Raw genomic sequence first — 14,269 nt, forward strand, 5'->3', positions numbered from 1 at the left:
ATTTACTTGTTATCTCGGTCTAGAGAGCGTTGACGCAAGAGTTTCTGTTGTTGATAAAGTGCCGCTTTAATTAGCAGGTCTTGGTCGGTATCGCGAAGATGAGCGTATTTAAATTTGATTTCGAAACCTGAGTCTTTCGCCTCGCTAGCAAATACTTCTGCGTAGCAATAAATGGCTGCAGCTGGGTGCTCTAGAAAAAGTTTGGCTTTTACTAAGCGACCCGGTTCGATGTCTGCTTTTGAAAAGCAGGAAAACTGACTCGCACCAAATGAATAGGTGTGAGTGCGAAATTTCTCATCATCTTGCTGCGATAACATAAAGCTCAACAAGAGGTTTAATTTTGAGTTTTGTGCATCCAATAAACTGGTGACATTCTTCAAGTCGCTGTTTTTCAGTTCCGCTCGAGCGCTGTCAGCTAACAGATCCAATTGGCTAAATTCACTTGCCACCACAAATGGTGCTGGGATCTCAGATTCGAATTGAATTTGAGAGGGTAAAGTGAAGCCGCTGTCCATTGGTTCAATATTAGCGGTAAGGCTATGGTGAACGGTGAAAAACTCTTGTTCTGTCATGCGTTAGTTCCTTGAAGTGATCTATTGATTATCGCTATGTGGCCGCAGTAATCAAGGTCAGTTAATTGAAAGTCTCAAATAGTTGTTTGAAATTTGGCAATTTGACAAGGTTCTGTTTTTCAAGCCTAACTAATTGAGTTAATTCACTCTATATTTTCAATTAACCCCTACACAGTAACAGCAATACCCGTTACATTAACCCGCATCCCCTTTAGATGGTTCAAAGTATGTTTCATCCTATTTCGTTGTTTGTTGGCCTACGCTATTTGAAAGGCCGTTCAGGTGATCGCTTTAGCCGTTTTGTTTCTTATATGTCGACGGCAGGTATCACCATTGGTGTGCTGTCTTTGGTTACTGTTTTATCGGTAATGAATGGATTCGAAGCGCAGTTAAAAGACCGAATTCTTGGAGTTCTTCCTCAAGCGGTGGTTTATGAGCAAGGTGGCACCACTTCTCTTTTTGCCCAAGCGCCTAATTTTGCAGAGCAAATCTCGCTTAATGGTCACGTTGAACCGATTGTCCGCAGTGAGGCGGTGATTCAGAGTCCGGCTCAGTTATCTGCGGGGCTATTAATCGGTATTGAACCTAATTCAGATGACCCTCTTCAAAACCACTTGATTGCGGGCAGATTGTCTTCACTTCAAGCTGGGCAATATCAGCTATTTCTTGGTCACACCTTGGCGAGAAATTTGAAGGTATCTATGGGTGACAAAGTTCGCCTGATGGTGACCAGCGCGAGCCAGTACACCCCGTTAGGTCGTATTCCAAGCCAACGAAATTTCACCGTTGCCGGTATTTTCAATACAGGTTCTGATATCGACGCTCAACTGATGGTGACAGACATCCAAGACGCTGGGCGTTTGATGCGTTATAAATCAGACACTATTTCAGGCTGGCGACTATTTTTTGAAGACCCGTTTGAAGTCGCAGAGTTATCAACTCAGCCATTACCGGAAGGTTGGTTGTGGAGCGACTGGCGAGACCAACGAGGTGAGCTATTCCAAGCCGTTCGTATGGAAAAAAACATGATGGGTTTAATGCTTGGGCTTATCATCGGTGTTGCTGCTTTCAATATTATCTCAGCACTTATCATGGTGGTGATGGAGAAGCAGTCTGAAGTCGCGATTCTTAAGACCCAAGGCATGACTGATGGTCAAGTCATGGGGATCTTCATGGTTCAAGGCGCAAGTAGTGGCGTGATTGGTGCGCTCTCTGGTGGTGTGTTAGGCGTTGCTCTAGCGATGAACCTTAATACTATTTTAGAGGCGATGGGCGTTGCTCTATTCTCGTTTGGTGGACAGTTACCAATTTTGATTAACCCAATTCAAATCGCTGTTGTTGTGGTTCTGGCTATTGCACTTAGCCTGATTGCCACTGTATTCCCTTCTTATCGTGCATCGTCTGTGAAACCTGCTGAGGCCCTTCGTTATGAGTAATTTTCTTCAATGTAATGATATCCGTAAAACGTACCGTGAAGGCTCGTTAGATACTGAGGTGCTCAAGGGAGTCAGCTTTGACATCGAAAAGGGTGAGCTAGTAGCAATCATCGGTACCTCTGGCTCGGGCAAAAGTACCTTACTGCATATCTTAGGCGCATTAGACGATGCTTCTGCGGGCAGTGTGAGTTTTCTTGGTCAAGATTTAGCATCTTTGAGTTCGAATAAGCAGGCGAAGCTTCGCAACCAGCATCTTGGCTTTGTGTATCAGTTCCATCATCTTCTATCTGACTTTTCAGCTTTAGAAAACGTGGCGATGCCGTTATTGATTGGCGGCGAAAAGCCCGCTAAAGCAAAGCAAGAAGCACAACGTTTGTTGGACAAAGTTGGATTGAGTCACCGCGTGGACCACCGACCTTCAGAGCTTTCTGGTGGCGAGAGGCAACGTGTGGCGATTGCTCGTGCATTGGTGAATAAGCCTGCGCTAGTGTTGGCGGATGAACCAACCGGTAACCTTGACCATAACACCGCACTGTCTATTTACGACTTAATGCGTGAACTGAACCGTGAATACGATACTGCCTTTTTGGTCGTGACTCACGATGGTGAACTTGCCGGTAAGATGGATCGCCAACTTCACATGCAAGATGGTTTACTGGTCAACGTAGAAAAAGAGGAGAGCTAAGTGTTTTCCTCTTTATCTCTATTGATAGGCGGCCGATTTAGCCGTGCGAAACAACGAGACAAGATGGTGTCGTTCATCTCATTGTCTTCGACCATTGGTATTGCGGTTGGTGTCGCGGTGATCATTATCGGCTTATCTGCGATGAATGGCTTTGAGCGAGAGCTTCAATCACGAGTACTTTCTGTCATTCCTCATGGTGAATTTGAAGGCGTGAATGAGCCTGTGACTCGTTGGGAGCACGTGATTGAGGAGTCGGTTAAGCACGATAAAGTCGTTGCTGCTGCGCCTTATGTAAAAATTACAGCGCTTGCTGAAAAGGGCAAAGAGCTCAAAGCAATTGAAGTTCGCGGTGTTGTTCCACAACTTGAACAACAGGTATCAAGTCTATCGAGTTTTATCGATAAACAAGCTTGGAGCGAGTTTAAGGCAGGACAACAACAGATCATTCTGGGCTCTGGTGTAGCGAATGTGTTGGGTGCGAAAGTGGGTGATTACCTGACTTTGATGATTCCAACGGTAAACGGTTCTGTGAAGGTTCAGGCGCCAAAGCGTGTTCGAGTGAAAGTGGTTGGCTTGCTGACGCTTAATGGCCAGATTGACCACAGCTTGGCTCTGATTCCGATTGGTGATGCTCAGGTCTACGCCAACTTAGGTGAGGCGGTAACTGGAGTCTCTTTAAAAGTGACCGATGTGCTGAACGCGAACTCTATTGTGCGTGAAGTGGGCAATCAGCTTGATGTGTATGTGTATCTACGAAGCTGGCAGCAGAAGTTTGGTTTCTTGTATCGAGATATCCAACTCGTTCGTACCATCATGTATCTGGTGATGGTACTGGTTATTGGTGTGGCTTGTTTCAATATTGTCTCGACGCTAATGATGGCAGTAAAAGACAGAGCATCAGAGATCGCGATTTTAAGAACCATGGGTGCATCAGACGGCCTTGTGAAGCGCATCTTTGTTTGGCAGGGCGTATTCTCAGGCGTGTTAGGCAGTTTAGTGGGCAGTGCAATAGGTGTGCTAGTCGCTCTTAATCTCACGACACTAATCAAAGGACTTGAAAAGTTGGTCGATCACCAGTTCTTGTCCGGTGATATCTATTTTGTCGACTTCTTGCCATCACAACTTGATATGACGGATGTTGTTGTGGTTTCCGGCACTGCGATTGTGCTGAGTTTACTGGCGACATGGTACCCAGCATCACGCGCGGCGAAGTTGAATCCAGCCTCAGTGCTGAGTTCTAAATAGCATTCGCCTAAATAACAGGCCGTCAGTTTTCAGTCGATACAAAAAAGGATCCCAGTGGGATCCTTTTTTATTGAATTCAATTCGTGTTCTTTACGACTTTCGTTACATGCCAATCTTGCAGAGGTAAGTAGCTCATCCGATTTTAACTTGTGTACGTTTTAAGTGAAGCGCATACAAGGTTAGATTGAATAACAAGAAATGGCGTTCAGTGCCTTGCTTGTCGCTTCTTCCAACTTCTTACTACTGAGTAGCGCCATAAACCGCGAATACCAAAGTAGCCAATCATTGCTGAAACCACGCCACAAATCAGACAACCCAATAAGAACGGAGGCCCTATAGTGCTCATTTGCGCCAAGATGAAGTCCCAAGACAATTCGAAATGGAAGGCTTGCGGTGGCACATGCATAACAAACGCCCCGACTTTATAAGCAAAGTAGAAGAGAACAGGCATGGTAACCGGGTTACTGATCCAAACAAGTGCGACAGCTAAAGGCAGGTTAACGCCACATGCGACAGCAAGGCCTGCAGACATAATCATTTGACTTGGTAGAGGGACAAACGCCATGAATAACCCAACAGCAAACGCGCCAGCCGCAGAGCGACGATTAAGGCACCATAAGTTGGGGTTGTACAAAACATTGCCAAAAACTTTCAATGCTTTCTGACGCTTGATTAGATCATGGTCAGGCATAAATCGTTTGATAAACTTTCTTGGCATAGGAGGAAGCTACTCTCTTGTTTAACACTTGGTTCTTGATTTCATTTGCTGCGACAGTTGTGTCTGCCAGCTTCTGGCCTGTGATGCCACATTGGGTTTGGGCACCATTGATGCTGTTGTTACTGCTAGCATCAACAAAGTATAGCGTTTTCCGGAGTGCAAGAGGTCCAGTAACAGCATTGATACTAGTTATCTGCCTAGGGAATGCGATTGAAATACAAACGAGTCGCTTATTCCAATCAGGGCAGAATACTACCATAAATGCGTCGGTTGTTAGCCTTTTTAGTGAAAATAGCCACGGTTTTGAAAGCGTAATAGTAGCCAGATCAATTGGCGGCGAAAAATTAATCTTTCCCCAATTGATAAAATTGCGCTTGTTTACTCCTTTTAAGCTAACGCTTGGAGATGATGTCTATTTATCGGCCTCAATAAAGCCGATATGGGGCAAACTCAATGAAGCCGGCTTTGACCTAGAAAAGTATTTGTTTAGTGCTGGCATGGTTGCCAATGCAACTTACAGAGCTGAGACCAAGTACCGAATTCATTCTAGCACTAACTTGCGCGCCCGATGGTTTGAAACCAGCCTTGAAAGGTTAAGTCTGCTGGCAAATCAAGACCTCATTATGGCTTTGAGTTTTGGATATCGAGACCTTATTCCGCTTCAGCGGTGGGAATTGCTTAAAAGCAGTGGCTTGATTCACTTGATGGCTATCTCGGGGCTGCATATTGGGATTGCCTTTGGTATTGGCTATCAGATTGGCAAGATATTCAGGCTACTTTCCCCTTCATTTCTTTGGTTACCTACAATATTCGGGCTCGGCTTGGCGTATTTCTATAGTTGGTTTGCTGGGTTCACGCTGCCAACCTTGAGAGCTTTGGTGATGTGCGTTATCGCGAGTTATTTCTTGTGGCGTGGGCAAAATATCAGTTTGCTTCGGTATGTTACTTTAAGTGTGTGCGTGGTTCTGCTGATTTGGCCGTTTTCAGCTTTGTCGAGCAGTTTTTGGTTGTCCTTTGGTGCATTGGGCGCTGTTTTCTATATCGCCTGTAATACTCAGCGCTCAGCTTCAAGCTTTACATTTATCGACCACGCACTCCAACTTATTAAGCTTCAACTGATGCTGACATTCCTTATCGCGCCTTCCTCGATGTTGTTTTTCAAAGGAGTCAGTTTAGTCTCTGTTTTCTACAACTTGTTCCTTTTGCCTTGGGTATCGATGGTGACGATCCCGCTGTTGTTTCTGGCAATGTTTCTAAGCTTAATATCGGAGTCAGTGTCTGGCGTGGTTGGTATAACAGCGCTAGACAATGATTTGGTCAGTCAGCTGTGGAAGTTAGTCGACTTATCGCTTGAGCCTCTCGTATTTAGTCTTCCTTTCTCTGAGCGATTTTGGATCCAAGTCGATAATCAGACGATTGCATTATCAGTATTCCTTATCTTGTTTTTGAGCTTTGTTAGTCGGTATTTCAAGCGAACATTATCGATATTGGTAACTGCAGTGTTTGTGCTGTGGTGGGAGTTCAGCAAACCCCAGCAAGACAAACTAACTATTGATATCTTGGATGTTGGGCATGGGTTGTCTTTGGTCTTGGAAAAGAACAATCAGATTGTTGTTTATGATCTTGGCAATGCGTGGCCAGGAGGCTCGGTTGTTGAGTCTTTGTTGATTCCTACTTTGAATCAGCGGGGGATTTATGAATTAGAAGGCGTGATTGTGAGTCATTTCGATTCTGACCATGCTGGTGGTTATCCGGCATTACTTGAGAACTATACGCCAAAGTGGATAAGAACCAGTCAGAACATTATTCAAGAACGCCAATCTATCACTCAAGCCCCGTCTAATATTCAAACATGTACTATTGGAGAGGTTTGGAACTGGCAAGATGTTGTTTTTGAGGTGTTGTGGCCGCCTAAGCAAGTAAAGAGGGCGTATAACCCACATTCGTGTGTGGTCAAGATCTCAGATCATAGTGCTGATTTCTCAATGTTGCTCACTGGTGATATTGAACTGGTAAGTGAGTGGTTACTTGCTCGTGAAGGAGAACAGCTAAGGAGTGATGTTATGTTGGTTCCGCATCATGGCAGCGATTCGTCATCGATTAAGTCGTTTATTGAGGCGGTGTCTCCTCAGCTGGCGATAGCTTCTCTTGCCAAAGGCAACCAGTGGGGAATGCCGAGTGAGTTTGTTATTGAACGTTATCAGGAAGCGGGGAGTACTTGGCTAGATACTGGAGAAAGCGGACAAATAACCATCACTCTTAGCAAAGAAGGTTGGCAATATCATGCGATTAGAGAACAACAAGGCGGGCAGTGGTATAGGCAGATGCTCCGTAAGGGAGTAGAATAGATAGATTATTGTGAGAAAATTAAGCGATTCTATGTCAACACAAACAGATGAAACTACCTGGGTCACATTTAAAAGACTTTGGACTTATATTCGATTATATAAGGCCGGCCTAGGTGTTGCGGTAATTGCGCTTATTATAAATGCCGTTTCTGATACCTATATGATTTCCTTACTAAAGCCGTTACTTGATGAAGGCTTTGGTAATGCTGAATCTGACTTTTTACGTACACTTCCACTTATTATCTTTGCCATGATGTTCGTTCGTGGCGTCAGTGGCTTTGTTTCAACCTATTGCTTGAGTTGGGTCTCTGGCAATGTGGTGATGGAAATTCGTCGTAAGATTTTCAGCCATTTCATGCACATGCCTGTTTCTTTCTTCGATAAAGAACAGACAGGCGCATTGCTATCTCGAATTACTTACGATTCAGAGCAAGTGTCTGCAGCAACCAGTAAGGCGTTAGTCAGTATTGTCCGTGAAGGTGCAAGTATTATTGGCTTGTTGACGCTGATGTTCTGGAATAGCTGGCAGTTGTCTTTAGTTCTATTTGCTGTCGCACCCGTTGTCGCTTGGGCTATTACCATAGTTTCTAAGCGATTCAGAAAGATCTCTAAAAATATGCAGACAAGTATGGGCCATGTGGCGTCGTCTGCAGAGCAAATGTTGAAAGGACATAAAGTAGTTCTAACTTATGGTGGTCAAGACATAGAGAAGCAACGTTTTGATCAAGTTAGTAACCAAATGCGCCAACAGAGTATGAAGTTAGTAACAGCACAAGCAGCCGCTAACCCAATAATTCAGATGATTGCGTCTGTTGCCGTTGTGACTGTGTTGATCTTAGCTAGCTTTGACTCTATTCGAGCTGAGTTAACCCCCGGCACATTTACTGTTATTTTCTCTGCGATGTTCGGCTTAATGCGCCCATTAAAAGCACTAACTAGTGTAACGTCTCAGTTCCAACGCGGTATGGCAGCGAGTACAACTCTATTTGGTTTGATGGATCTAGATACTGAGCAAAACAAAGGGACGTTGAAGCCTGAATCTGTAACGGGTGAAGTTGCAGTAAAAGATGTCACGTTTACTTATGAAGGAGCAGAGAAACCAGCACTTGATAAGGTCAGCTTCAATATACCGAAAGGTAAAACGGTTGCGCTTGTTGGGCGTTCTGGCTCGGGCAAGAGTACCATTGCCAACCTATTTACTCGTTTTTATGATGTAGACTCAGGTTCAATTGAGCTTGACGGCCACGACATTCGTGATTACGAATTGAGAAACCTGCGGGAGCACTTTGCTCTTGTATCTCAAAATGTGCACCTATTTAATGATACGGTCGCGAACAACATCGCTTACGCCGCACACGATGAATATTCCCGCGAACAGATTGAACATGCAGCTAAACTTGCCCATGCGAGTGAGTTTATCGAAAACATGGAAAACGGTATTGATACGGTTGTTGGCGAGAATGGTGGTAATCTATCAGGTGGTCAAAGACAGCGAATTGCGATTGCACGAGCGCTATTGAGAGATGCACCAGTTTTGATTCTTGATGAGGCAACGTCTGCACTGGATACCGAGTCAGAGAGAGCGATTCAATCTGCACTAGAAGAACTGCAGAAAGACAAAACAGTATTAGTTATCGCACACCGACTCTCTACGATCGAGCAAGCTGATGAGATTCTAGTGGTTGATGATGGTCATATTGTAGAAAGGGGCGCACATGCTGAGCTAATCGCGCATGATGGTGCTTATGCACAATTACACCGAATTCAGTTCAGCGGATAAATTAGGTTTTGTTGTGATCGAAAAGATTTGGTTTAACAATCACCCGTTGAAATATCTTCTCTGGCCGCTATTGTGGCCACTGAGTCTGCTGTTCAAATTGATTAGTGGTCAACGTCGTGATGCTTACCTCTCTGGGAAGAAAGAGACCTACCGCCCGCCTTTACCTGTGATCGTTGTGGGCAATATTACCGCTGGCGGAAATGGTAAAACGCCGGTTGTGATTTGGTTAGTTGAGATGCTTCAGGCTCACGGCTTTAAACCCGGAGTCGTGTCTCGTGGCTACGGTGCAAAAGCACCAAGCTATCCGTTGGTGTTGGATGACAACACGCCAGCAGAGCATTCGGGTGATGAACCTCGCTTGATTCGGAAGCGAACTGGTGCGCCAGTTGCAGTCGACCCTGTACGCGCTAACGCAGTGAAAGCATTGCTGAGCAAAGGCGTTGATGTGATCATCACTGACGATGGCCTTCAGCATTACGCGCTTGAACGCGACATTGAATTTGCCGTTATCGACGGCTCAAGACGCTTTGGTAGTGAGAGCTTGATTCCTTTAGGTCCATTACGAGAGCCTTTATCTCGTTTAGATGAAGTCGACTTTTTGGTGAACAATGGAGGTAAAGCGCACGGGAGAGAGTTCTCGATGTCTTTGCTTCCAAGCCAAGCGGTTAACCTAAAGACTGGTCAGAAAAGGTCTGTGGCAGAATTACAGAAGCTGGTGGCTTTTGCTGGTATTGGCCACCCACCGCGCTTTTTTAAAACATTGGAAGATCTTGATGGTGATGTGGTTTTCACACAGGGCTTCGCCGACCATCAAGATTTTGATAAAGATGAACTTCATGCCTTAGCTAATAAAGGTATGAATCTGATTATGACAGAAAAAGACGCTGTAAAATGCGAAGAATATGCGCAAGATAACTGGTGGTATCTTCCAGTTTCTGCGCAGTTTGATGAAGATTCGCAACAGCAAATTTTAAAAAGAATAAAAGAGGTTATGGAATACTATGGATCACCGTCTACTTGAGATCGTTGCTTGCCCTGTATGTAAAGGTAAACTAACTTTTGACAAGGATAAGCAAGAGCTTGTTTGTAAAATTGATCGCCTTGCTTACCCAATTAAAGAGGGTATTCCTGTTCTTTTAGAACCTGAAGCTCGCACCGTTTCTATGGATGAGGGTAAGTAATGTCTTATACGGTTGTTATACCTGCAAGATACCAATCGAGCCGTTTACCAGGGAAGCCACTTGCTGACATTGGTGGAAAGCCGATGATTCAATGGGTATACGAACAGTCAATGAAAGCGGGTGCCGATAACGTTATTATCGCTACCGACGACGCTCGAGTTGAAAAAGCGGCTAAAGCATTTGGCGCGACCGTTTGTATGACATCACCGAATCACGAATCGGGCACTGAACGCCTAGCTGAAGTGATTGAAGTTATGAATATTCCTGATGATCATATTATCGTGAATGTTCAAGGTGATGAGCCACTTATCCCACCTTCAATCATTAATCAGGTTGCCAACAATCTTGCTAACAGTACAGCCCCGATGGCAACGTTAGGTGTGGAAATTACTCATGCTGATGAAGTGTTTAACCCTAATGCCGTTAAAGTTGTAACCGATAAAGACGGTTACGCCTTGTATTTTAGCCGAGCAACCATCCCTTGGGATCGCGATGCTTACGCGAACAACGGTACTGCAGCGGAATCTCCTTTGCTTCGTCATATTGGTATCTATGCTTACCGAGCGGGTTTTATCAATACCTACATTAATTGGGAACCAAGCACTCTTGAACGTATTGAGTGCCTAGAGCAATTACGAGTACTTTGGTACGGTGAAAAAATCCACGTAGACGTTGCGGCGGAAGCACCGGCTGCTGGTGTTGATACGCCTGAAGACCTAGAAGCGGTTCGAGCTATTATTGGCTAAGCTTCTTTGAGCGAGTTCTTCTTTGCTCTACAAAATGAAAAATCATGAGCCTTGCTTATTGCGAGGCTTTTTTCTATCTACCGAAAAGTGCGCTATCGAAAAGCGCGTGTGTGTCTTATTGACCTAAGCAAACGGATATTGGGATAGTTGCATTGGTTTATGCATCATCAACACGGAATTATCTGAGATTTACCTCGCTCGAGTTCCAATTTTTCTCTATAATATGCCGCCTATAAAGTAGTGGCGAATCGCTAGTACAGAATAAAACTTACGACAAAACGTGGAGTAAAAGATGCCTTCTCAAAGCCCAGTGATTACGGTTGATGGACCAAGTGGTGCAGGTAAAGGTACCCTGTGTATGTTGCTAGCAGATAAGCTAGGCTTTCATCTTCTAGACTCAGGCGCGATCTATCGCGTATTGGCTTTAGCGGCAATTCACCATGGTGTGGATACTGAATCAGAGGATGCTTTAGTACCGCTTGCTACACACTTAGACGTGCAGTTTATTGCTGAAGGCGACTTAGTTAAGGTTATCCTAGAAGGTGAAGATGTGTCTGGTGAACTTCGTAAAGAAGAGACAGGCATGGCGGCTTCAAAAGTTGCTGCTTTACCTCGCGTTCGCGAAGCACTGCTTCGTCGTCAACGTGCATTCAGCGCTGCGCCTGGTTTGGTTGCAGATGGTCGTGACATGGGAACGGTTGTGTTTCCTGAAGCTGAAGCGAAAATATTTTTAGATGCAAGTGCTGAAGAGCGTGCGAGTCGCCGCCTTAAACAGTTGCAACAGAAGGGGTTAGATGTTAAATTTGACGACCTTTTGAGCGAGATCCAAGAGCGAGACGACCGAGATCGTAATCGCCCAGTGGCGCCACTTCGCCCTGCAGAGGATGCTCTAGTGCTTGATTCCACCTCAATGAATATTGAGCAGGTAGTAGAAAAAGCACTACACTATATTGAATCGAAACTGGCTGGGTAATTTCGCCGAGCTAGTACGAACGTTGGTCGCAAGGATGATGACCGGCGAATTTATCAACCCCATGCGGTAGGATACCCATGGACGTTTAATTATTGAAGATTAAATAATGACTGAATCTTTTGCTCAACTCTTTGAAGAGTTTCTATCTGAAACTGAATTCCAACAAGGCAGCATCGTTAAAGGTACTGTAGTAGCTATCGAGAACGGTTTCGTTCTTGTAGACGCTGGTCTTAAGTCTGAATCTGCTATCCCTGCTGAACAATTCAAGAACGCTGCTGGCGAACTTGAAGTTGAAGTTGGTGCTGAAGTAGACGTAGCTCTAGACGCTGTTGAAGATGGTTTCGGTGAAACTCAACTTTCTCGTGAGAAAGCTAAGCGTCACGAAGCTTGGATCGTACTTGAGAAAGCTTGTGAAGAAGCTGAAACTGTTGTTGGTATCATCAACGGTAAAGTTAAAGGCGGTTTCACTGTTGAACTTAACGGTATCCGTGCTTTCCTTCCAGGTTCTCTAGTAGACGTACGTCCTATCCGTGACACTGCTCACCTAGAAAACAAAGAGCTAGAGTTCAAAGTAATCAAGCTAGACCAGAAGCGTAACAACGTTGTTGTTTCTCGTCGTGCTGTTATCGAATCTGAAAACAGTGTTGAGCGTGACGAACTTCTTGAAACTCTACAAGAAGGTACTGAAGTTAAAGGTATCGTTAAGAACCTTACTGACTACGGTGCATTCGTTGACCTTGGCGGTGTTGACGGTCTTCTACATATCACAGATATGGCTTGGAAGCGCGTTAAGCACCCATCAGAGATCGTTAACGTTGGTGACGAAATCCTAGTTAAAGTTCTTAAGTTCGATCGTGAGCGCACTCGTGTTTCACTAGGTCTTAAGCAACTAGGCGAAGATCCATGGGTAGCAATCGCTAAGCGTTACCCAGAAGGTCACAAGCTTTCTGGTCGTGTTACAAACCTAACTGACTACGGCTGCTTCGTTGAAATCGAAGAAGGCGTTGAAGGTCTAGTACACGTTTCTGAAATGGATTGGACTAACAAGAACATCCACCCTTCTAAAGTTGTTAATGTTGGCGACGAAGTTGAGGTTATGGTTCTTGATATCGACGAAGAACGTCGTCGTATCTCTCTAGGTCTGAAACAGTGTAAAGCTAACCCATGGCAGTCATTTGCAGAAATGCAAGCTAAGGGCGACAAAGTTACTGGTAAGATCAAGTCTATCACTGACTTTGGTATCTTCATCGGTCTAGAAGGCGGTATCGACGGTCTTGTACACCTATCTGACATTTCTTGGAACGCTGCCGGCGAAGAAGCTGTACGTGAATACAAGAAAGGCGACGAAATCTCTGCTGTTGTTCTAGCAGTAGATGCAGAGCGTGAGCGTATTTCTCTTGGCGTTAAGCAAATGGAAAACGACCCGTTCAACGCATACGTTGCTGACAACAAGAAAGGTGTTCTTGTAAACGGTACTGTTACTGCAGTTGACGCGAAAGGCGCTACTATCGAGCTAATCGAAGGCGTTGAAGGTTACATCCGCGCTTCTGAAGTTTCTCGCGACCGTATCGAAGATGCATCTCTAATCCTAAGCGTTGGCGACAGCGTTGAAGCGAAGTTCACTGGTGTAGACCGTAAGAACCGCGTAATCAACCTATCTATCAAAGCTAAAGATGAAGCTGATGAGCAAGAAGCAATGGCTTCACTGAACAAGTCTGAAGAAGGCGCGTTCGGTAACGCAATGGCAGACGCATTCAAAGCTGCTAAAGGCGAATAATAGCTTCTCATTAAGAGAATTATAGCTATCTAGCCAAGAAAGGAGCCGTAAGGCTCCTTTTTTTTTGCTTATTTTTCCGATAGGTCTATAATTTCTAAAAAGAAAACCAACGAGGGTAACTATGACTAAGTCTGAATTGATTGAGAGACTGTGCGCTGAGCAAACGCATCTTTCTGCAAAAGAAATTGAAGACGCTGTAAAAGACATTTTAGAGCATATGGCTTCAACACTAGAAAGTGGTGATCGAATCGAAATTCGCGGTTTTGGCAGCTTTTCTCTGCATTATCGTGAGCCTCGTGTTGGACGTAACCCAAAGACTGGTGACAAGGTTGAGTTAGAAGGTAAATACGTTCCTCACTTCAAACCAGGTAAAGAGCTGCGTGAACGAGTAAACTCAGGAATGTAGCCTACTTATCGGAATTAAGAAAAGCGGCATACTATAATGTATGCCGCTTTTTTATGACCATAATATGGTGGTCTGATTAGTAATTTTCCTGCATAATCGTACAGCTAACCAACCAATGAGTGATGAACTATGAAAATTATAAAAATAGTCGCCGTTATCGCACTTTTCCTAATTGCACTGGCTTTAGGCTCTCAAAACCAAACAACTGTGAATTTCAACTATCTGCTAGCGCAAGGTGACTTCCACCTATCAAGTTTATTAGGTGTTGTATTCGTTTCAGGCTTCGCCCTTGCTTGGTTAGTCTTTGGTAATATGCACATGCGGTCTCAGCTAAAAATTCATCGCTTGAAGAAGCAACTCAATAAGCAATCAAAGCAGGTCCCTGCTGATACTAAAGCTTAA

14 protein-coding genes are annotated in these 14,269 nt (G+C 44.6%); 12 read left to right on the top strand and 2 right to left on the bottom strand.

Annotated elements, in window-relative coordinates; all coding sequences use genetic code 11:
* Window positions 1-2: 2 nt before the first annotated feature.
* Window positions 3-572, bottom strand: coding sequence for a hypothetical protein (locus AB6D06_RS04415; protein WP_017065300.1), 570 nt, complete (start codon window positions 570-572; stop codon window positions 3-5).
* 227 nt (window positions 573-799) lie between these two features.
* Here AB6D06_RS04415 and lolC point away from each other — a divergent pair, with 227 nt between their 5' ends.
* The 3 genes from lolC to lolE are packed head-to-tail and all read left to right on the top strand — an operon-like array spanning window position 800 to window position 3,938.
* Window positions 800-2,008, top strand: a complete 1,209-nt coding sequence (lolC, locus tag AB6D06_RS04420) for a lipoprotein-releasing ABC transporter permease subunit LolC (protein ID WP_372099811.1) — start codon at window positions 800-802, stop codon at window positions 2,006-2,008.
* Window positions 2,001-2,693, top strand: coding sequence for a lipoprotein-releasing ABC transporter ATP-binding protein LolD (lolD, locus tag AB6D06_RS04425; protein ID WP_017060230.1), 693 nt, complete (start codon window positions 2,001-2,003; stop codon window positions 2,691-2,693). Before lolC ends, lolD begins: the two co-directional genes overlap by 8 nt.
* The gene (gene lolE / locus AB6D06_RS04430; protein WP_372109966.1) at window positions 2,694-3,938 is read left to right on the top strand and encodes a lipoprotein-releasing ABC transporter permease subunit LolE; all 1,245 of its coding nucleotides are present in this window, start codon (window positions 2,694-2,696) and stop codon (window positions 3,936-3,938) included. It abuts the gene before it with no gap.
* A 205-nt stretch (window positions 3,939-4,143) separates the two neighbouring features.
* Here the strand turns inward: lolE and AB6D06_RS04435 are convergent, their stop codons facing one another.
* Window positions 4,144-4,656, bottom strand: a complete 513-nt coding sequence (locus AB6D06_RS04435; protein ID WP_017060232.1) for a DUF2062 domain-containing protein — start codon at window positions 4,654-4,656, stop codon at window positions 4,144-4,146.
* A gap of 17 nt (window positions 4,657-4,673) precedes the next feature.
* Between AB6D06_RS04435 and AB6D06_RS04440 the strand changes: the two genes are divergently transcribed.
* The 9 genes from AB6D06_RS04440 (at window position 4,674) to AB6D06_RS04480 (ending at window position 14,269) form a co-directional block, all read left to right on the top strand.
* Window positions 4,674-7,004, top strand: a complete 2,331-nt coding sequence (locus tag AB6D06_RS04440) for a DNA internalization-related competence protein ComEC/Rec2 (protein WP_372109967.1) — start codon at window positions 4,674-4,676, stop codon at window positions 7,002-7,004.
* A gap of 31 nt (window positions 7,005-7,035) precedes the next feature.
* Window positions 7,036-8,784, top strand: coding sequence for a lipid A ABC transporter ATP-binding protein/permease MsbA (msbA, locus tag AB6D06_RS04445; RefSeq protein WP_248640654.1), 1,749 nt, complete (start codon window positions 7,036-7,038; stop codon window positions 8,782-8,784).
* Window positions 8,785-8,797: 13 nt separating this feature from the next.
* A complete protein-coding gene (gene lpxK, locus AB6D06_RS04450) occupies window positions 8,798-9,805 on the top strand; it encodes a tetraacyldisaccharide 4'-kinase (RefSeq protein ID WP_372109994.1) in 1,008 nt (335 codons plus the stop codon).
* Window positions 9,786-9,965: a Trm112 family protein gene (locus AB6D06_RS04455; RefSeq protein ID WP_004736429.1), complete on the top strand. Its 180-nt coding sequence runs from the start codon at window positions 9,786-9,788 to the stop codon at window positions 9,963-9,965. The genes lpxK and AB6D06_RS04455 overlap by 20 nt, the downstream gene beginning before the upstream one ends.
* Window positions 9,965-10,711 (top strand): 3-deoxy-manno-octulosonate cytidylyltransferase, encoded by a 747-nt coding sequence (kdsB, locus tag AB6D06_RS04460; RefSeq protein ID WP_017060236.1) that lies wholly within the window; start codon window positions 9,965-9,967, stop codon window positions 10,709-10,711. Before AB6D06_RS04455 ends, kdsB begins: the two co-directional genes overlap by 1 nt.
* Before the next feature lie 292 nt (window positions 10,712-11,003).
* Window positions 11,004-11,684 carry a (d)CMP kinase gene (cmk, locus tag AB6D06_RS04465; protein WP_017060237.1) on the top strand — a complete coding sequence of 227 codons (681 nt, stop codon included), beginning with the start codon at window positions 11,004-11,006 and terminating at the stop codon, window positions 11,682-11,684.
* Between the two features lie 106 nt (window positions 11,685-11,790).
* The gene (gene rpsA / locus AB6D06_RS04470; RefSeq protein ID WP_010439921.1) at window positions 11,791-13,461 is read left to right on the top strand and encodes a 30S ribosomal protein S1; all 1,671 of its coding nucleotides are present in this window, start codon (window positions 11,791-11,793) and stop codon (window positions 13,459-13,461) included.
* Between the two features lie 121 nt (window positions 13,462-13,582).
* The gene (gene ihfB, locus AB6D06_RS04475; protein ID WP_017060238.1) at window positions 13,583-13,867 is read left to right on the top strand and encodes an integration host factor subunit beta; all 285 of its coding nucleotides are present in this window, start codon (window positions 13,583-13,585) and stop codon (window positions 13,865-13,867) included.
* A gap of 129 nt (window positions 13,868-13,996) precedes the next feature.
* Window positions 13,997-14,269, top strand: a complete 273-nt coding sequence (locus tag AB6D06_RS04480; RefSeq protein ID WP_017060239.1) for a LapA family protein — start codon at window positions 13,997-13,999, stop codon at window positions 14,267-14,269.

It is taken from the genome of Vibrio sp. 10N.239.311.G01 (assembly GCF_041465805.1).
GTDB classification, from domain to species: domain Bacteria; phylum Pseudomonadota; class Gammaproteobacteria; order Enterobacterales; family Vibrionaceae; genus Vibrio; species Vibrio crassostreae_C.

What these genes read in the sequence shown, in the direction of transcription:
- lolD (WP_017060230.1), top strand. Translation starts at nt 2,001, where the DNA reads ATGAGTAATTTTCTTCAATGTAATGATATCCGTAAAACGTACCGTGAA.
- ihfB (WP_017060238.1), top strand. Translation starts at nt 13,583, where the DNA reads ATGACTAAGTCTGAATTGATTGAGAGACTGTGCGCTGAGCAAACGCAT.
- AB6D06_RS04415 (WP_017065300.1), bottom strand. Translation starts at nt 572, where the DNA reads ATGACAGAACAAGAGTTTTTCACCGTTCACCATAGCCTTACCGCTAAT.
- kdsB (WP_017060236.1), top strand. Translation starts at nt 9,965, where the DNA reads ATGTCTTATACGGTTGTTATACCTGCAAGATACCAATCGAGCCGTTTA.
- msbA (WP_248640654.1), top strand. Translation starts at nt 7,036, where the DNA reads ATGTCAACACAAACAGATGAAACTACCTGGGTCACATTTAAAAGACTT.
- AB6D06_RS04480 (WP_017060239.1), top strand. Translation starts at nt 13,997, where the DNA reads ATGAAAATTATAAAAATAGTCGCCGTTATCGCACTTTTCCTAATTGCA.
- cmk (WP_017060237.1), top strand. Translation starts at nt 11,004, where the DNA reads ATGCCTTCTCAAAGCCCAGTGATTACGGTTGATGGACCAAGTGGTGCA.
- rpsA (WP_010439921.1), top strand. Translation starts at nt 11,791, where the DNA reads ATGACTGAATCTTTTGCTCAACTCTTTGAAGAGTTTCTATCTGAAACT.
- AB6D06_RS04435 (WP_017060232.1), bottom strand. Translation starts at nt 4,656, where the DNA reads ATGCCAAGAAAGTTTATCAAACGATTTATGCCTGACCATGATCTAATC.
- AB6D06_RS04455 (WP_004736429.1), top strand. Translation starts at nt 9,786, where the DNA reads ATGGATCACCGTCTACTTGAGATCGTTGCTTGCCCTGTATGTAAAGGT.
- lolC (WP_372099811.1), top strand. Translation starts at nt 800, where the DNA reads ATGTTTCATCCTATTTCGTTGTTTGTTGGCCTACGCTATTTGAAAGGC.